Annotated in this window: 15 protein-coding genes; 8 read left to right on the top strand and 7 right to left on the bottom strand. The window is 62.3% G+C overall.

Translation table 11 applies throughout. The features are described from left to right. Positions 1–3: 3 nt before the first annotated feature. Entirely contained in the window at positions 4–1215 is a 1212-nt protein-coding gene (locus tag FXB38_RS12815) for a type II secretion system F family protein (protein WP_148751216.1), read from the bottom strand. Between the two features lie 4 nt (positions 1216–1219). Then, positions 1220–2905, bottom strand: coding sequence for a GspE/PulE family protein (locus FXB38_RS12810; RefSeq protein ID WP_430640171.1), 1686 nt, complete (start codon positions 2903–2905; stop codon positions 1220–1222). Positions 2906–3043: 138 nt separating this feature from the next. Here FXB38_RS12810 and gspD point away from each other — a divergent pair, with 138 nt between their 5' ends. Further along, positions 3044–5428: a type II secretion system secretin GspD gene (gene gspD, locus FXB38_RS12805; protein WP_148751214.1), complete on the top strand. Its 2385-nt coding sequence runs from the start codon at positions 3044–3046 to the stop codon at positions 5426–5428. Positions 5429–5432: 4 nt separating this feature from the next. Continuing rightward, positions 5433–6029, top strand: a complete 597-nt coding sequence (locus tag FXB38_RS12800) for a prepilin peptidase (protein WP_148751213.1) — start codon at positions 5433–5435, stop codon at positions 6027–6029. 140 nt (positions 6030–6169) lie between these two features. On the opposite strand, the gene FXB38_RS12795 is transcribed toward FXB38_RS12800, so the two are convergent. Further along, positions 6170–6706, bottom strand: coding sequence for a tetratricopeptide repeat protein (locus FXB38_RS12795; RefSeq protein WP_187434838.1), 537 nt, complete (start codon positions 6704–6706; stop codon positions 6170–6172). Positions 6707–6918: 212 nt separating this feature from the next. Here FXB38_RS12795 and FXB38_RS12790 point away from each other — a divergent pair, with 212 nt between their 5' ends. Both FXB38_RS12790 and FXB38_RS12785 read left to right on the top strand, forming a co-directional pair. Beyond that, positions 6919–8559, top strand: coding sequence for a hypothetical protein (locus FXB38_RS12790; protein ID WP_148751211.1), 1641 nt, complete (start codon positions 6919–6921; stop codon positions 8557–8559). 137 nt (positions 8560–8696) lie between these two features. After that, the gene (locus FXB38_RS12785; protein WP_148751210.1) at positions 8697–9392 is read left to right on the top strand and encodes a WbqC family protein; all 696 of its coding nucleotides are present in this window, start codon (positions 8697–8699) and stop codon (positions 9390–9392) included. 100 nt (positions 9393–9492) lie between these two features. Here the strand turns inward: FXB38_RS12785 and FXB38_RS12780 are convergent, their stop codons facing one another. Further along, entirely contained in the window at positions 9493–10527 is a 1035-nt protein-coding gene (locus FXB38_RS12780; protein WP_246229850.1) for a right-handed parallel beta-helix repeat-containing protein, read from the bottom strand. A 492-nt stretch (positions 10528–11019) separates the two neighbouring features. On the opposite strand from FXB38_RS12780, the gene FXB38_RS12775 reads away from it, so the two are divergent. From FXB38_RS12775 to FXB38_RS12760, 4 genes are all read left to right on the top strand, one after another. Beyond that, entirely contained in the window at positions 11020–12000 is a 981-nt protein-coding gene (locus FXB38_RS12775) for a glycosyltransferase family 2 protein (RefSeq protein ID WP_148751209.1), read from the top strand. Then, a complete protein-coding gene (locus tag FXB38_RS12770; RefSeq protein WP_148751208.1) occupies positions 11997–12644 on the top strand; it encodes a class I SAM-dependent methyltransferase in 648 nt (215 codons plus the stop codon). Before FXB38_RS12775 ends, FXB38_RS12770 begins: the two co-directional genes overlap by 4 nt. Positions 12645–12724: 80 nt before the next feature. Next, on the top strand, positions 12725–13789 hold the full coding sequence (locus FXB38_RS12765) for a class I SAM-dependent methyltransferase (protein WP_148751207.1): 1065 nt from the start codon (positions 12725–12727) through the stop codon (positions 13787–13789). Beyond that, positions 13786–14613 (top strand): phytanoyl-CoA dioxygenase family protein, encoded by an 828-nt coding sequence (locus FXB38_RS12760; RefSeq protein ID WP_148751206.1) that lies wholly within the window; start codon positions 13786–13788, stop codon positions 14611–14613. The genes FXB38_RS12765 and FXB38_RS12760 overlap by 4 nt, the downstream gene beginning before the upstream one ends. Before the next feature lie 5 nt (positions 14614–14618). Here FXB38_RS12760 and FXB38_RS12755 read toward each other — a convergent pair whose 3' ends face one another. From FXB38_RS12755 to FXB38_RS12745, 3 genes are all read right to left on the bottom strand, one after another. Continuing rightward, positions 14619–15497 carry a glycoside hydrolase family protein gene (locus tag FXB38_RS12755; protein ID WP_148751205.1) on the bottom strand — a complete coding sequence of 293 codons (879 nt, stop codon included), beginning with the start codon at positions 15495–15497 and terminating at the stop codon, positions 14619–14621. A 50-nt stretch (positions 15498–15547) separates the two neighbouring features. Beyond that, the gene (locus FXB38_RS12750) at positions 15548–16318 is read right to left on the bottom strand and encodes an acetyltransferase (RefSeq protein ID WP_246229849.1); all 771 of its coding nucleotides are present in this window, start codon (positions 16316–16318) and stop codon (positions 15548–15550) included. A 110-nt stretch (positions 16319–16428) separates the two neighbouring features. Next, positions 16429–18498, bottom strand: a complete 2070-nt coding sequence (locus FXB38_RS12745) for an NF038122 family metalloprotease (RefSeq protein WP_246229847.1) — start codon at positions 18496–18498, stop codon at positions 16429–16431. Positions 18499–18769: the final 271 nt, after the last annotated feature.

Below are 18769 nucleotides of genomic sequence, written 5' to 3'. Positions count from 1 at the left end.
CGTCTAGCCGACAATCTGGCTCACCGACATCAGCGCCGTCATCACCGATGTGATCAGGCCGCCGACAACGAGCGAGATCGCGATGATCGCCGCAGGCCCCGCAATGCCGACCGCGCGGTCGAGCGTACGCTGCAGCTTCACCTCATAAAACTCGGCGACCCGGCCGGACAGCATCGGCAACTGCCCCGTCTCGTCGCCGAGCCTCAGCATGCGCACCGCCATCGTCGGCAGCGCGTCCGTTTCGGCGAGCGCGTCGGAGAGCTTTGAGCCATGGCGGACTCGGTCGGCAGCATCGCTCCAGACCGCGGACGGGCCCGTCGTTGCCATCATGTCGATCAGGATGCGCAGCGTAGTGGTGAGGTTGACGCCGCTACCGAGCAGCAAGCCGAGATTGCGGCAGAACAGCGCCGTGCGGTACGAGCGCATCACGTTGCGGATCGCCGGCAGCCGCGTGATCGCATTGGTCATGCCGCTGCGGACGCGCTCCTGACGCAACAGCAACCAAGCGGCGAGGATCGTGGCAGCAAGCCCGGCCAGCACCGCCTCTGAATTGCCGCGCAAAAACGTCGAGATGTTCAGAAACACGCCGACGATCGGATCGACCTTGGCGCCGAAATCCTGCAAGACGCTGGCAAATTGCGGCAGCACGAAAGTGAGGAAGAACAGCAGCACGCAGCCAGCCGCGCCGAGCACGAAGATGGGATAGCGGATCGCATCCGTCAGGCGCCGCTTCAGCGCCTCGCCGCGCGCGCGTTCGCCGGCCAGTACCTCCAGCACTTGGTCCAACGATCCCGATGCTTCGCCGACCCGCACCAGCGCGATGTACATCGGTGGAAACAGCCCCTCATGTCGCGCCAGCGCCTCGCCAAAGCTCTCGCCGGAGACGACGTGCGCGCGGATGTCGGCGACGACGGACCTCAGCCGTCCGAAATCCGGATCGGCGGCGAGCAGCTCCAGCCCGTCATTGATGCGGGCGCCGGCGCGCAGCAGCAGCGCGAGGTCGCGGGTGAAGATGGTGACGTCCTCGGCCTTCGGCCTGTTAAAGAGGCTGAGCGCGCCACGCGTCGCGCCGCCCTCTTCCGGCGTGACATTGTCGACCAGCACCAGGCCGAGCCGCTCGATCCGCTGCGCCACGTCGCCAGGCGCAGGCGCGGCGATGGCCCCGGAGACCAGTTCGCCATTGGCATTGAGCGCGCGATAGCGATAGTTCGGCATGGTTCTACCGCACCGTCGTGACGCGGAAGACCTCAGGCACCGTCGTCAACCCGGCTCGGCATTTGGCGACAGCATCCTCGAGCATCGTCGTCATGCCGCTCCGCATCGCGGCGGCGTCGATGGAGTGGGAGTCAGTCTGCGGCCCGATCAGCGTACGGACCTCGTCGGACATTTCCAGGATTTCGAACACGCCGTTACGGCCGCGATAGCCGGTGCCGCCGCAGCGTTCGCAGCCGCCGGCCTCGTGCACGACCTCGCCGCACTTGAAGCCGATCACGGCAAAGCGCGGGTCCTTGGCGAGATCGGCCTCGGTCAGCGCGTGCGGCACCTTGCAACGGTCGCACAGCATTCGAACCAGCCGCTGCGCGACCACCGCGCGCAGCGTCGACTTGAGCAGGAAACCCTCGATGCCGAGATCGATCAGGCGCGGCACGGCCGCAGCCGCTGTCTCGGTGTGCAGCGTCGTCAGCACGAGATGGCCGGTGAGCGCGGCGTGGATCGCGATATGCGCGGTCTCCGCGTCGCGGACTTCGCCGACCATGATCACGTCGGGGTCCTGACGCACGAAGGCGCGCATGGCGGATGCGAAGGTCAGGCCGATCGACGGCTTGACCTGGGACTGGTTGATGCCAGGGATCTCGTACTCGACGGGATCCTCGATGGTGAGGATCTTGCGGGTCGGCTCGTTGAGGATCGACAGCATGGTCGCAAGCGTGGTGGTCTTGCCGCTGCCTGTCGGCCCGGTGATCACGATCATGCCATGCGGCATCGCGAGCAGCCGGGTCATCACGTTCTCGTCGCGCGCGCCGAGCCCGAGCTTGCTCATCTCCAGCAGGCCGCGGTCTCGTGGCAACAGGCGGATGACGGCGCTCTCGCCATGCTGCGTTGGCATGGTGGCAACACGGACGTCGAGCTCGCTGCGTCCGACGCGGACACGCGCCGCGCCGTCCTGCGGCAATCGCCGCTCAGCGATATTGAGGCTGGCGAGGATCTTGATGCGCGAGATCAGCGCCTGCGGCGGGATGCCGTGCGGCGACGGTAGCGCGCGCAACAAGCCGTCGACGCGCATGCGCACTACGAGACCAGCGCGGAACGGCTCGACGTGGATGTCGCTGGCACGCAGATCGACCGCGCGCTCCAGGAGATCGTTGAGCGCGCGCACCACCGGCGCACCGCTGGCGAGATCGCGCAGGCTCTCGATGTCGTCGTCGGACTGCGCCGCGCGGCCAGTGCTTTGGTCTGCATTTGCATCGTCGGCATCGGCTCGTTGGTCTAGGACTGTCGTAATGTCCTCATATGACGCTACCACGACATCGACCGGCGTTCCGAACACGATTTCGGCGGCACGAACGGCCGCCGTGTCGGAGGGATCGGCAACAGCCAGGCGAAATCCACCATCCGGCGCGCCAAAGGGAAAGATGGTGGATTCTCGCAGGAATCGCCGCGAAAAACCTTCGAGGCGGGGCGTGGTCGTGAGCAGTTGTGGAAGGCTCATCCGCGGCAGAGCAAAATAATCGGACAGCTCGTCGGCGAATTCCGCCGCCGACAGATCAGTAGCCTCCCAAAATTCGCGCAGCGGACGCGTCAGTGCCGGATTGGCCGACCGTTCCACACGGGCATGCGCTCGCGGCGGCAGCGAATATTTTTCCAGGAGGTGCTGCCTGAAGCTATCGGCAGAACGGTCGCGCATCGCATTCACGGCGTTGACCTTGTTACTTGAATACAACAGCTTTGGCGGAGCACGGAAGGTCCTTTGCCCTTGACTTATTTCTTAGCAAAAACATAATCGTGCGGCAAATTATTGCGCGTCCGAGCCAAGGGGGATCGGATGCTTTATTCTCGCAGCGTTGGTAGGCGTATCTTGTTTGAAGTGGTCCAGCCGCTTTTGCGCCTGCGCTCAGCGTTGACTGGTACGCTTGTCCTTTTGTCGTCCGCGTTCCTGCTCACCGCCTGCATCGTCACAGCCGACCAATCCGTCGAAGCGGACCCCAAGGATCCGCGCGCCCAGGATCTTGTCGACAAGATCCGCGCCCTCGATCTCCAGCCGCGGCAACCTGCGGATGCAGGGGCAAGCGGCATCGGTCAGGCGAAATCGTCCAAACCTGCGATCTATCTCAGCGATAGTGCATCGCCGCAGGGCGGCGGGCTTGTCGAGCGCGACGATGGCGGCGGCAGTGGTTACGATCTCAATTTCGAGAACGCCCCAGTGGCGACCGTCGCAAAGGTCATCCTCGGTGACGTACTCAACGTTGGCTACACCATCGATCCCCGCGTGCAGGGAACCGTGACGCTCGCCTCGGTGCGTCCGGTGCCCAAGGCGGATGCGGTCTATGTGCTGGAGAATGCGCTGCGCATGTCCGGCGTGGCGCTGGTGCGCGACCGCACCGGTTATCGCCTGCTACCGGCGCCGGAGGCCGGGCCCGGCGGCATCGACCGCTCGGCAAGCACCGAAGCCGGCCAGGGCATCACCGTTGTGCCGCTGCGCTATACGTCGGCACAGAACATCTTCAAGCTGCTCGATGCTTTCGGCGTGAAAGCCTCGACCATGCGCCCCGACAATTCCCGCAACACCCTGATCGTCAGCGGCAGCGGAACGGACCGGGCGACTGCGGTCGACACAATTCTGTCATTCGACGCCGACTGGATGCGTGGACAATCGGTCGGCATCTTCCCTGTGCGCAATTCCTCGCCCGAGCCTGTCATCGCCGAGATCGAGAAGATCATGGATTCCGGCGAAGGCGGCATGGGCCAGAACGTCATCAAGCTCCAGCCGATCGCACGGCTCAACTCGATCCTCGTGGTGAGCCAGAAGCCGGAATATCTGAAGCGCGCGCAGACCTGGATTGCGCGACTCGACCGTTCCGATACCGACGGCGTGAACCTGAAATCCTATCCTTTGCGCTACGGCAATTCCAAGCTGGTCGTGGCGATGCTGAACGACATGCTGTTCAACCAGAGCGCGACGAGCAGCTCGACGCTCGACAGCGGGTCGAGCCAGGTCGCGCCCGGTGTGGGCATCGCGACGTCGACCTCAACTAATCCTGTCGCCTCACTGAGCGCACTGCCGACGGCTGCGTCCGGCGCCGCGACCCCGGTCACCGGAGCTCCGGGATCATCATTCGGCGCCCGCCCCGCGCCTGCCGCGGCCGCAACACCTGCGCTGGACAACAGCGCCGGTGGATTGTCGGGCAACGGCAACGGTGCGAAGTCCGGCATCAACGGCATCCTGCAGAACGTGCGGATCACCGCCGACGTCACCAACAATGCCGTTCTCGTCTATGCCAACCAGGACGCACAGCGCGTCGTCGAGCAGACGATACGCCAGATCGACCGGCCGCAGCGCCAGATCGCGATCGAGGCGACGATCGCCGAGGTGACGCTGAACGACCAGTTGAATTACGGCGTGCAGTTCTTCCTGGCGAGCCAGAAAGGTTCGATCTCCAACACCATCTCCGGCGTCAGCAATGCCGCGACTGTTGGCAGCGGTGCCGTCGAAGCGGCGTCCAACGCCGTCAACGCCGCGTCCGGCGCGCTGCTCGGACGTGTCTTGCCGGGCTTCAACTTCCTGATCGGCTCGGAAAACTCGCCGCGTGTCATTCTCGACGCGCTGCACGGCGTCACCAATGTCAAGGTGTTGTCGAACCCGTCGCTGGTGGTGCTCGACAACCAGCCGGCGACGTTGCAGGTCGGCGACCAGGTGCCGTTCTCGACCGGCACCGCAACGGTGCTGACCGCCAACAACACCGTGGTCAACACCATCGACTACAAGAACACGGGCATCATCCTGCGCGTGCTGCCGCGTGCCAATGCCAACGGCAATGTCGTGCTCGATATCGAGCAGGAAATCTCGAGCGTGGCCGCCGGCAGTGCCAACTCGCTGACGCCGACGATCTCGCAGCGCCGTGTCAAGAGCTCGATCGCGGTGACGAGCGGACAGACCGTGCTGCTCGCCGGCCTGATCAGCGAGACCGAAAACAAGCAACGCCAGGGCCTGCCGATCCTGGATTCCATTCCCGGCATGGGCGACGCCTTCTCGCACCAGACCACTGCGCGCGCCCGCACCGAGCTGATCCTGTTCATCCGCCCGACCGTCATCAAGGACGGCGTCGATGCGCATGTCATCGCCGAGGAGATGCGCAGCAAAATGAACAGCCGCCTGGTCGGGACCAGCAATCCCGTGGTCACCGTCAGCCCGCCCAAGGCCGCGCGCTGACGGCGTGACCGGGGAAGATGCGCATGACGGGATACGCGCTCCGCTCGTCGTCAGCCTCGCGCTGCTCGTCGCCGTGTTCGCAAGCCTCGTCACTGCCCCCGCCGCGGAAGGCCTCTATGGCGCGTTCCTGGCCGCTCTCATGCTCGCCATCGCGGCGAACGATGCCCGCCATTATCTGATCCCGAACGAGCTGACCGGGGCCGCCTTCGCGCTCGCCCTGCTCCGCGCTGCCGCCTTCGTGCCCGATGTCGGTGCCGAGGCGCTGCTCTGGCCGGTCGCGCGCGCCTTGGCCGTGGCGCTTCCGCTGCTGCTGCTGATGCTGGCCTACCGGTACTGGCGCGGCCGCGACGGGCTCGGGCTCGGCGACGTCAAGCTCGCCGCCATCAGCGGGGCCTGGCTCGACCTCGCAACGGTGGCTGCGGTGATCGAGCTCGCGGCGCTCCTTGCGATCGGTGTCTATGTCGCCAATGCTGCATTGCACAGGAAACCGCTGCGCGGGACCGCCTTCCTCCCGTTCGGCCTGTTCCTGGCGCCGTCCATCTGGATCGGCTGGCTGGGCGAGACCTGGTATCTGAACTGGCTCGGCGGCTGGCTCGGCTAACTAAAGCCTGACGCGCTCTCAGGGTGAATCCTCATCGTGGCGCAGGCGCGGGACATCCCGCCGGCTGCCATCGCCTACTATGCATGGGGTTGTTTTCGACTTTTTGGTCGGAGGGGTCGTGGAACCCCAGGCGCCCGGCGTCACGGTTCGCGGCTCGGCGCCCATTGCAGCGCCCGCAGGCGGGCTTGGGCGATCTCCCCGCGCGTCATCTTGGTGGTGACGGCGTCGCGGATCCGGGCCCGGGACTCGCGCATCCGCGGCGGCGACGCGGCGGTCGACAGGTTCAGCCATTTGGAGGCTTCGACGATGTCCTGCGGCACGCCCTGGCCGCGATCGTAGAGCAGCCCCAGCGAGTATTGCGCGCGGCTGTCGCCCTGCTCCGCTGCCCGCCGGTACCACATCGCAGCTTCCGTGTAGTTCTGCGGCACGCCGCGGCCGGTCTCGAACAGGAAGCCGAGATAGGACTGCGCCGCCACGTTGCCGCGCTCAGCCAGCGGAATGAAGACGCGTACAGCCGTCACATAGTCCTGGCGATGGAACGCCGAGATGCCCTGACCGAGGGATTGGGCCTTTGCGCCAGCGACGCATACGACCATCAGCCCAGCGACGCCAAACGCCAAAAGCGAACCTCGAAGCCTCAGAACGCGGCCGCGCCCGCTCTGATCGGGACTAATCATGCTCATCATCCAGCCTTCTCGTCGGTAACGCCCGGCAGACTATTCTGGTCCCTTAACGGAATCCATGCCTTCGCTCGAGTCATCCGCGCCAGTCAGCATTGCCAACGATTGTTCATTCTACTATGACCCGGATATCCATCGGCACGAACCGGCGATCTGCCAATCGGTCGTGATGGGCGGCCGAGACAGCGGAAATTGCTCCGATCCGATCAATGGATACGAACATTTCGACCAGCCAATTGATGCCGGCGGCAGCGCGCCGACATGGCGACGCGCGGTTGGTCCGCCATCTGCTCATGGCTGCCGCGATCTCGATCGCCTGGGTGGTCCTGCTCTGCGCAACCTTCGATCCGAAATGGGATACCAACGACGACGTCGGGATGTCGATGATTGCGCACGGCTACGGGAGTGTCGACTACGGCTCCGATCTCCTGCTCTTTTCTAATGTAGTGTGGGGTCTCATCGTCCGTAGTCTTCCCTCGATCGATGATATACTCGGCTATTCCATCGCAACGTTGCTGGCGTTGACGTTGGCAGGATCCGCAGTCGTCTATTTCCTGCTCCGCGTCAGCGTCAGGCCGATCGTCGCCGGTTTGATCCTGACGGTCGCTTTCACGCGTCCGATCCTGTTCCCGCAATTCACGGAGACAGCTGGACTGCTGGCTATCGCGGGGGTGCTAGGGCTGCTGGCCTATGATCGCCACAGATCGGCTTTCGATCTCGTGCTCGCCTGCTGTCTGGCGTTCCTCGCCTATCTCGTCCGCGACCAGGAGCTGGCTCTGGTGGTCGCCGTGGCCCTGCCTCTGGTGCCGTGGCGGAAACTGGCCGCGTCCCGCGCCGCACGCATTGCGGCAGCGGGGCTTGCGATTTGCATGCTCGCCGCGACCGTCGCCAACGTCCGTGCATACTCGTCGCCTGAATGGCAGACATTCCGCCAACAGAACCTCGCGCGGGCCCCGCTCACCGATTTCGGTGCTGCCAAGTTCATTCTGGAGCGACCGGACCTGATGCAACGTCATGGCCTGTCCCCAAACGACATTGTGCTGGTGAGCCGCTGGTTCTTCGTCGACCCGCATCTCTCCAATCCGGAGTTACTGTGGGCACTCATGAGGGAGATCCCGCCGCGGACGGCCCTTGAGAAGAACCTCACATCCAGCGTTTCTGACCTTTCCTTGCTGCTCGGGCCCCAGCTGCTAACATTGACGCTGCTCGGGGCCGCGCTGCTGATGATCTTGCTGCAACCGCGCCTGTTTGTCGCCTGGTTCATCTGCCTCGCAGCCTTTCTTGCCTTTACGGCGGCCGGACGCAGCCCCCCGGTTCGCGTCTGCCTCCCGCTCTTGGCTCTTCTAACCATCGCCGCGGTTACGATGGATATTCGAGTGCCGCGATGGAGACGCCTCATCCTGTTCGTCACGCTGCTCGCCGGCGCTCTCGTCAATACCTGGAATCTGGTTGGCGAGGCCATGGCAAGCGATAGAGCCGTCGCGCAGGCCCGTCAAAACAGATTTGTCTCGCCGGAATCAATATTCGTTTGGGGCGCCTCGCTGCCCTATGAATTGGTGTTTCCCTTGTTTACACGTGAGCGGGACGTTCATTCCACCCGGATCTACGGGCTGGGCGTACTGACCCTCGCGCCCTACTCCGTACCCACCGCAGACGAGGCGAGAGGTCAAGGGTTTCTCATACGATTGCGCTCTCAGGCCGGCATTCCCCTGATCGCCAACGCTTACGAGGAATCTCTTCTAAACACCTATTGTGTGGAGCACTACGGGGCGCCGCTCAAGACGTCGGTTGCAACGCGAACTCCACTGTGGACGATAAAGAATGCAAGCTGTGCAAGTTCGGCTCAATAGGTGTACCGGGCCCTGCCGGCAGCCGACGTGAGGGGTGCTGGCTCGGGAGGCCTCGCCGTCCGAACCGGTGCGAGCGGCGAAGCCAACCGACGCATTCTTGAACGTTTGACAACGTGACTTCTGACAGGATACCGAAAGTGCGCATCTCGATCATCCAGTCCTGCTACATTCCGTGGAAGGGTTTTTTCGACCTGATCGGGCAGTGCGACGAGTACGTCATCTACGATCGTATGCAATTCGTGAAGCGTCACTGGCACAATCGGAACCGGATCAAGACCGCCAATGGCATCGAGTGGCTCACGATCCCCGTCATCACCAAGGGGCGCTTTAGTCAGCCGATCGACGAGGTCTTGATCGAGAAGCCCTGGGCAGAAAAGCACTGGCGGGCGCTGGAACTTGCGTACCGTCACGCACCGTTCTTTGACGCTCTGGCACCCCGCGTGCAAGCTTGGTACGAGAGGGCCGACAAGGAGAGGCGTCTAACCGACATCAACGAGCTGTTCACGCGTGAGATCGCAGGACTGCTCAGCCTGAGGACTCGGATCGTCAGGGATACCGCCTATCCGGCAGACGGCGCAAAGACTGCGCGGCTTCTCGCGATCGCGCAGGCCGCGGGCGCCAATTCCTATCTCAGCGGCCCTTCCGCACGCGCCTATCTCGACGAACCGCTTCTCGTCGCGGGCGGGGTCACCGCGGAGTGGATGCGCTACGACGGCTATCCGCAATATCCGCAGCTTCACGGCGGATTCGAGCACGCCGTCAGCGTGCTCGACTTGTTATTCCACACCGGTCCCGAAGCACCTCTGTTTGCTCGCCGTGAGGTCACGGCCTGACGCCGACCTGCGGTGAATAAAACTCCCGGGACCAGGTCCCGGGATTTGTCATCAGGCGCCGCGATTCACCGCATTGACGGTCAATCGACGGGCACAGCGTCTATTGCTCGCCGAGATTGCTGACAGCGCCGCCGGCCGCCGAAGGCGACGTTCCAAGGGCCGTATTCCCCTGCATCCGATTGTTGCCGTAGGTGATGGACACACCGCTGAATCCCGTCGCGTTGAACGACACGTCGGAGTTCGACAGACGGATGTTGCTGGCGGACTGCACACCGGTGCCGTTGCCAGTGATCGAACTGCTGTCGACATTGACCGCGCCGCCGGCGTCCGCCTCCACGCCATTGGTGTTGCCGGAAAATACCGAGCGCGTGACCATCGCACTGTTGCCACTACCCGCCGCGATGCCGAATAGGTTTCCAACTGACTCGGTGCCATCAACGATGGCCTTGTTCGGGCCGGTCGCGCCGAGAGCTATTCCGCTGCCGGTATTGTTGCTGACGATGGTATTGCGAATGTAGAGCTGGGTATTGCCCGCGGTTCGCGCGTCGCTGATGCCGGCTTGCGAGAACTGGGTGATCACGCAATTCTCGATCGAGACCGATGCCGCGGAGAGGATCCTGACGCCGTTGAGACCGGGGGAAGCCGTGCCCGCGAGACCTTGAACCTGGATGCTGCGGAGGGTGACCTTGTCGGTCGTAGCCGCATTGATGACGATGCCGTTCGTGCCTGCGACCAGCACCGATCCGATGGTGGAGCTGCAGTTCAGCGTGATCGACTTGGTAATCGTCAGTGCGCCGAATCCGCCCGGATCGAGGCAATTGATCTCTCCGAAGGCTGCGGTCTTGGAGATCGCGCCTGCGAACGTCTTGCACGGAGCGGTACGGCTACAAGGATTGGCGTCGTCGCCCACGCCAGACACCCAAGTGCGTGACGCCTGGGCATGGGCCGGAGCCGACGCAAGCAATGGTAGAAATAGACCGATGGCGAATGCGAGAAAGGCTAAACGGCGCATAATGAACCCTCCTTGTTGACCGGAACTTCCTTCCAGCCTGCTGAAATGAATGCAGTATTCGTCGAATCCGGAGCTGCCCCCCGGGATTGTGTAGTTCGGCATTTTCGGGAAAGGAACAGGCATGACAATCGCTCCACAGATTGCAGCCCGACGGGTCGATGGGGGTGGAAGGTTAAGCAAACAACAAAATTTCGGGAGTAGATCAAGCCGAGGTCGCAGGTCTTCGCCGAATGACGGCACCGCACCCTGCTGCTATGTCCCCAAAATGCGACAGCGGTTCAATGCTCGTGCACTTTTTTCGCACACCACCCTCGGGTTGATTCCGATCACGGCGCGTTTGCGCCCCCGGCACACTTGCCGTATGAAAGGTAGGGCTCGCGGTCACTCCGCATGCCCGTAAGGTGTTGCAAGTCCACGGTGTTTACTAACCGTCGCGGTTCCCATAGAGAAGCTGATGCAGACTGCAGAGTTGACTGGATACAGCGACGCAACACCGTCGTTCCGCGCAACCGGACTGCCTCGGCCCGGGTTGCAAATGGCAATTACTGCGGTGAAACGCCGGGGGGGCAGGAATCGCTCGCGTCCAACGGATTTCCCTGAGCGGGAGCTCTGGAAATGAAGATCTCGATTGTCACCACGCTCTATCGGTCCGCCTCCTATGTCAAGGAATTCCATCGGCGCGCGATTGAGACGGCGCGCAAGATCACCGAAGACGTCGAACTGATCATGGTGAATGACGGGTCCCCGGACGATAGCCTGGAGATTGCATTGCAGGTGCAGAGATCGGACCCACGCGTCGTCATCGTCGACCTTTCCCGCAACTTCGGACACTACAAGGCGATGATGACTGGCCTAGCCCACGCTTCGGGCGAGCTCGTATTCCTGATCGACAGCGACCTCGAGGAGCAGCCGGAAGATCTTGCCTCGTTCTACGAACGTTTTCGCCGGGACGATTGCGACGTCGTGTACGGTATACAGCAGACGCGACGCGGCGGTTTTCTGGAGCGCACTGGAGGCGCGGTGTTTTTCGCACTGGTCGATGCGCTTGGCGACCGCCCGCTGCCTCGTAACCTCGTGACCTCGCGATTGATGACCGCCGCCTATGTCAAGGCGTTGGTCCGCCATCGCGACCGGGAATTCGTCATGTCCGATCTCTGGGAGATCACCGGTTTTCGCCAGATCCCGATGATCGTCGCAAAGCTCTCGAGCTCGCCGTCGACCTACTCGATCTGGCGGCGGATCGATCTTGCGGTGAAGCACCTGACGACCTCGTCAACCCGGCTGCTGTATCTTGTTTTTTATACTGGGCTGTCGATCTTCATCACCTCGATAGGCGTTGTGATCTACTTTCTGTTGCGTTACCTCACGAATGGAATCGGGGTGAGTGGATTTACCTCGCAGATCATTTCTCTGTGGTTTCTCGGAGGACTCATCACACTGATCCTCGGCATTTTGGGTATCTACATGGCTAGCATCCTGGCCGAAACCAAGCGCAGGCCCTACACCATCGTGCGCTCCGTCCACCGCTCATCCGACCCGCCTGCCGGGAAGCGAATGCAGCCCGTTTCCGTCCTTGATGCCAAAGGCTCGGAGTGACAGACGCGAGACAAGAACGAATCCTGTCCGAGGTCGCCGCGTACTATGCCGCAAGGCTCAAGGCGCACGGCGCGACGTCGCGCGGCGTCGATTGGAACGGAGCCGAATCGCATCAGATTCGCCACCGCCAGTTTCTCCGGCTGATCGAGCACGAACTAGACGGATCGGTCATCGATCTCGGCTGCGGTTTTGGAGATTTTCTAGGATTTCTCAGAAGCGTGGGCCATCGCGGACATTTCAGTGGGTATGATGTCGCGCCCAGCATGATCGAGACGGCTCGCAAGCTTCACGGAGACGGCGATGACCGGTGCTGGCATGTCGGCGCTTCTCCGGAAGCAACGGCCGACTTCGCCATCGCCAGCGGGATATTCAACGTCCGGGGGGAGGTCGGGGACGACGTATGGCTAGGCTATATTTGCGAAACTCTGGACGTGCTCGCCCACGCCGGGCGCAAAGGGTTTGGCTTCAACGTCCTGAGCCTGTCGAGCGATCCTGACCGGCGAAGACCGAACCTGTACTATGCCGACCCGACGGAGATGCTCGGCTACTGCCTTTCACGGTATGGCCGGTCTGTCGCGCTCTTGCAGGACTATGGACTGTACGAATTCACCGTTCTGGTGCGGCATCCGGAGGTGAAGCCTTGATCGACGCATCCTCATCGACAGACTGCCCGCTTTGCGCGGGCGGCGCTGTCGCACTAACGCTCCCGCATCCGAGCCGATCGATGCTGAGCGACGGAAGGGTGATACCCCGCGCACTCGCCAAAATGTCTTGCCTGACCTGCGGCTCGACTTTCCACGCGTCGAGTACGGCAGAAGCCGACATTCGCGCCATTTACGATGATGGCTACACGCTCGCCTCGACTGCTCCGAAGTCGGATGCCGCCCGGGCGCGGGCGTACGGCGACTGGATCCGCACTGAATTCAATCCAGCGAAGGCCGTTCTAGAAATCGGCTGCGGCTCGGGAGCTCTGCTGTCCGAGCTCCTACGAATCTGGCCCGATGCGCATGCCTGCGGCTTGGATCCTGCCTTGCCGGCGACGGCCGGATCACAGCAGAGCATCAGGCTTGTTCGCGGCTTTGTCGATGATGTCCCCTCCGGCGCCGGTCCCTTCGATCTAATAGTCGCAGTCAATGTTATCGAACATACAATCGACCCGAGCGCCTTCCTTCGGTCGCTCCGTGATCATCTTGCCCCGAACGGACGCATCGTCATCATATGTCCGGAGGGACATTCGCCGAACGTGGAGTTGCTGTTCTTCGACCATCTCTACAGCCTGACGCGAGAGGGTCTTCGGATCTGCGGCAGACGCGCGGGGCTGCAAGCGGAAAGGCAGATGTCGGCACCGAGCAACATCGGCGATTTCCAAATGTTGGTCTTCACTGGGCAGACCGATGATCGCGACACGCCTCCAGCGGATGACACCGATCCAGCACGGCTTCGTTCCGAGCGGCGGTCCTATCTGGAGAGCTGGCGAATGCTAGACCAGTTTCTCCTCGAAAGGTCGCGATCCGCTGTGGACCTGCTGAGCTTCGGTGCCGGCCAGACGGCGGCCCTGCTGCGGGCTTATGCGCCGCAAACCTGGGCGCGGGTCGCCTCGCTCGTGCTCGACGATCCGACCGAGGCCTGGAATCTTGGGCGGCCTGTTGCATCCTATCGGGATGCAGTTCAGAATCCCGGCGGGACCGCGCTGATCGCGACCACGCCTCACGTTCAGCAAGCTGTCGCCAAGCGTCTGAAACGCGATGGCTTTCACCCTGTCACCTGGAACGAATTGATCCCCAGATGAATACTTCCCAAGACGAAGCCCCCAGGCGCTACGGCGTCCTCGAGCAAGCTCAATCGACCACCGAGGTCGAGCGGACGTGCGAGTCCATTCGCCAGTTGGGATATGGCGTGATCGATGGCAGCTATGGCCCCGAACAGTTGGCAGCGCTGGCCGATGCTTTTGACCGGATGCAGAAGGATTATACCATCCGTCACGGCGCCGATGTGCTGAGATCGATCGACGAGCACAACACGATCAGGTTGCCTCTGGCCCGCGATCCAGTCTTTCTCGAACTCGCAACCAACGCCAGAGTCCTAGAGATATGCAGCCGCCTGATCTCCGGTTACGCGGTGCTCAACCAGCAGAACGGCATCATCAATCCGCCGAACGGAAAGCCATACAACCAGGGGGCATGGCACAGGGATCTGCCGTATCAGCATTTCGTTGCTTCGCGCCCGCTGGCCATCAATGCGCTGTTCTGCCTCGACGCGTTCACGTTGGAAAATGGGGCTACGATGGTGCTGCCGGCCTCGCACCGTCAGGAAGCCTTTCCGTCGGATCATTTCGTGAGCACGCAAGCCCTGCCTGTCGCCGCGCCTGCGGGCTCGTTTATCGTGCTCGACTGCATGGTATTCCATAGCGGTGGCGTCAACACGACGGTGAGACCGCGGCGCGCCGTCAATCACGTTTACACCATTCCGTTGATCCGCCAGCAGATTGACCTGCCGCGCGCGCTGGGAGATGATTTCACCAGCGACAGCAAGCTGCGCCGATTGCTCGGCTACGACGTGCGTCAGCCCGAATCTGTCGCCGAGTACCTCGCCGCACGCCCGCAAAAGTCCTGACATTCTCAGAGGGGCAACGAACCTTCCCATACCGCCAGGCCAAAGCCGGTCGCCCCGTATCCATTGCCGTTGTGGGCCAGCCATAGGCGCGCCTTGTGCCAGAACAGTGCGGGGTAGCAGGTCATCTCGCTATCCCATCCGCCCTCCGAAACACCAAGTCCCATCTCGGCATCGTACCGCTTCCAACTCAATCCGCCGTCGCGGGATATGGCGGCGCCGATGCGGTAGGTCGCACCGCGGCAAGCGAAGCACATCAGGAGATTGTCACCGATCTTCGCCACGCTCGGACGCGCCAGCGCGTACTCGGCTTCGTTGGCGAACCCAATCACCGTCTTGCCGTCCCTTGTCCAGTCGATCCCATCGGCCGATCGAGCCTGCTTGATCACGTGCTGCATGTCGGCATTGCCGACTGCAGGCGCGACATTTGAACCGTACCACATCCGCCAGTCATCGGGACCGAACAGCAGCACATGAGGATAGGACAGCGTGTAAGGATCTTCCGGCGAGCGGTCCAGAATTGGACCGGGCGAGTACCGCGTGAATGTGCCGTTCGGCGATGAGGACCGTGCAAGCCCGATGGCATTTCGCCAAGGTGAGCGAATTCCGAGATTCCAGCCCATATAGTAGAGCGAAACCCCGTCTTCCGTCACAACTACGCTCCCGATGCCAACCCCGCTATCGTCGAACGCGCCGTCGGGTCCCGGTGCAAGGACGGGCATTTGCGCCACCTCGTGGACACGAGGTGTCTCGCATATCTCTACATCCGCCCATCCGACATGCGAGCGCTTGTCCGCATCCCGTGAACTGAAGAAGAAGCGAAAGGTGTCGCCCGCCAGATGGACCGGCGTAGGCAGCGCCGCATGGCTACGCGCCCAAGGCAGCATTCCTCTCGAAGCATGGACCAGACCGAGGCGCCGCCACGACATCGCGTATCTCAGAGGTTTCTAAGGCGATTGCTCGGCACCGGCGAGCGCTCGGATCCGCGCGGCGCAACGACCGAGAAGTCCGGCTGACTCTCCAGCACCAGAGCGCCGGCGCCGAGGACACATTTGTTGCCGATCGTGACATGATCGCGGATCGTCACGTTGACGCCCACGAAACTCCCCTGCCCGATCCGCACGCCACCGGACACCACGATGTGCGAAGCGATGAACACGTCATCCTCGATCGTCGAATGATGACCGATATGGTTGCCGCTCCACAAGGTCACGTTGGCACCAACCGTCGCGAACGGCTGGATCGTGTTGTCTTCGAGGATGAAGCAGTTTTCCTTGAGCTCGAAGCCGGGGAAGACGGTCGCATTGCTGCTCAGGTAGCTCGCGAGTCGATAGCCCTTTGCCCGCGCGGCTGCGACCTTCTCGGTCCGTACCGCGTTGATCTTGGCGTAGCTGACGGCCACAAAGCAGTCAAAACGCTCCGGCGGGAACCTTTCGGCAATATCCTCAAAGGCGACGACCGGCCGCCCGCGAAACTCAAGCTGCTTCACGAAGGCAGCATCGACCGTGAATGCGGCGACCTCGTAGTTCGAATCATGCGTAAAATAGAAATCCGCCAACTCGGCGATTTCACCCGTTCCGAACACGACAATAGGCTGCTTCTGCACGACAACTCCCAGTGAAATTTCCCATCGCGATTTGCCGCACATCTCAATCGTGAAGCACCTGATCATCGATGCTACCACGCCCGACCACAGCGGCGTCGGCACCGCGGAATTTGCGTCGGCATCCTACTCCGAAGCAATCCGCCGCGTCCAATCCGTTTCGTGGGAGACTAGCCGTCGGTCGGAGCCAGCGCGCCGACGCAACATCAGGCGCTTCAGTGGTACAGGATAAAGGCGCCAAGCAGATCTTGATGGAACGTGAAGTGGTGTCCACCGTCACCGACGATGGGTTCGCCGAGACCCGATCCAGTGCCGGCTTCCAATTGGCCGATCACGTCCCCCGCATCAGTCGTCCGGATTTGTAGTTGCGAGGCGCCGACGGTACCTGGGCTCGATGGCCCACTGGCGTCAACCGCGAAAGTAAAACCATCGCGGGCAACGGCCGCCACGGTGTTCGAAAGGCGGGGAGTGCCGATCGTCCCATCGCCGTTCAAGTCCTGCTGGAAGCTGATCTCCAGACTTTGGAACGCGTTGGTATTACCCGGCCCAGGCATGTAGAAATTGCCCGTGTAGTTGCCGTCGCTATCTGTACTCCAGACCGAATACTGGCCCGTGGCCGCGTTTTTCCATGCCACCTCGTAGCCGTTCGAAACCGCCTCAGCGCCGATCGGAACATAACTGCCGAACTGGCCGGCGTTCACCACGGCGCCCTGATATTTCAGTGCCGGTCCAGTGCCTCCGCCGACGGGATTGAGAAGGTAATTGTTCGCCGAAGAGACCAGCGCGGTTGCACCGATCGCTTCGATCACAGACGAACGGACTCCAATGGTCCCATCGCCGTTCAGGTCCTGATGGAAGCTGGTTTCCAGCGCCTCGAATGCCGTCGCATTGCCCGGACCGGGCATATAGAGATTGCCGGTATAGTTGCCATTGCTGTCGGTGGACCAGACCGAATATTGGCCGGTGGTCGCATTCTTCCACGCGACCTCGTAGCCGTTCGAAATCTGCTCGGCGCCAAGCGGCACATAGGCGCCGAACTGACCTATCGTAACAGGGGCCCCCTGATATTTGACTGTTGGCCCTGTGCCGCCGGCGACCGGATCGAGGGAGTAGTTACCTCCCACAAGGTCTAACGCGGTCGTTCCAATCGCTTCGGTCGAGGAGATCATCGCCGATCTGGCAAGCCCGATTATGCCATCACCGTTCAGATCCTGGTGGAAGCTGGTTTCCAGCGTTTCGAACGCAGCAGAGTTGCCCGGACCCGGCATGTAGAAATTGCCGGTGTAGTTGCCGCTCGTGTCCGTGCTCCAGACCGAATATTGGCCCGTCGAAGTGTTCTTCCAAGCGACCTCATAGCCGTTCGTGACAGCTTCTACGCCGATCGGCGTATAGCCGCCGAACTGTCCAACAACCACCCCCGAGCCGCTGTATTTAAGTTCAGGCCCAGCCCCACCGGCGACCGGGTTCATAAAGTAATTGCTGCCGGCCTGCAGCAGGCTCGTCGAGCCATACGCCTCGATCGTCGTCGGCGAGTCGATCGCGAGATGAAATCCGAGCGCGTCGAGTTGCTTCAGGTCGATCGTCGTCAAGCCCTGAATGGTGGTGCTGGTGTAGTATTCGTTGAAGGGATCGTTGGGCCCCTGCACGCCACTGTTGAGGAAGTCGCTCGGGTCGGAGTTCTGGCCGTAATCGGCGATCTTGGTAACGCCGCCGTCCAGCGAGAAATATGCCGCAGGCGCGGTCGCGCTGCCCTGGAACAGACGTGCGCCGGGGCTCGTGAACCGATAGAAGTCGAAGACGTCGGGCGCCGAACCATAGGGCACGCGGCCCATTGCGTGGGTCAGCTCGTGCAGCGCAACGCCCACCAGCAGGTTGGAATTGATGTCGGTGGAAAAGTTCGCGCTGGCATCGTCGGTCGTGGTGTCGTTGGCGCCAATGACGCCCCAGAGCTTGAGCTGCGCGTTCCAGATCGCGACGTTCGACTGTCCCTGAATCGTCGAGCCGGTCGGCAACTTGTTGAACGTGGTGTCGCCGACGCTCGCGTTGTTGATCAACTCCGAGCGGGTCCACGCGTAGGTTTCATAATAGCCGCTGTCGGGGCCGGCTGCGGCGCCGCCGCCCGTGCCGCTATAGTCAATGTTGATGTTGACGGTGATCTTGTCGGTGATATTGGCAGCCAGGATCGCAACTGCCTGCTGTAGGCCGTTCTTGAAGCTGGCTGGCGCCGCCTGTGCCGCCGCATCGAGGATCAGGTTGATGGTGATGCCACCCGCGGTGACCGACATGACCGGGCCGGATGTGGAGTTGCCCGATGTCGAGCCTCCCGCATCGGCGGGGATGTAGCTCCCCTGAATGCTGTTGCCGACAACCGTGTAGAAGGGATCGTCGGAAAGCAGATTGTCCTGGGTAGATGCCCTTCTCATCGTCTCATCTCGACTTCGGTTCGTGGCCCTCAGAGGCGGCGCGAAAGCCTGGCCAGATACGAATCGCCACGCTCGACAGCGACAATATCGTGCCTGGAGCCTAAAGGATTGCCCCGGCGGCGTTAAATTCCGG

The organism is Bradyrhizobium cytisi (genome assembly GCF_008123515.1).
Taxonomy (GTDB): Bacteria; Pseudomonadota; Alphaproteobacteria; order Rhizobiales; family Xanthobacteraceae; genus Bradyrhizobium; species Bradyrhizobium cytisi.
This window is presented reverse-complemented; position numbering and strand designations above follow the sequence as displayed.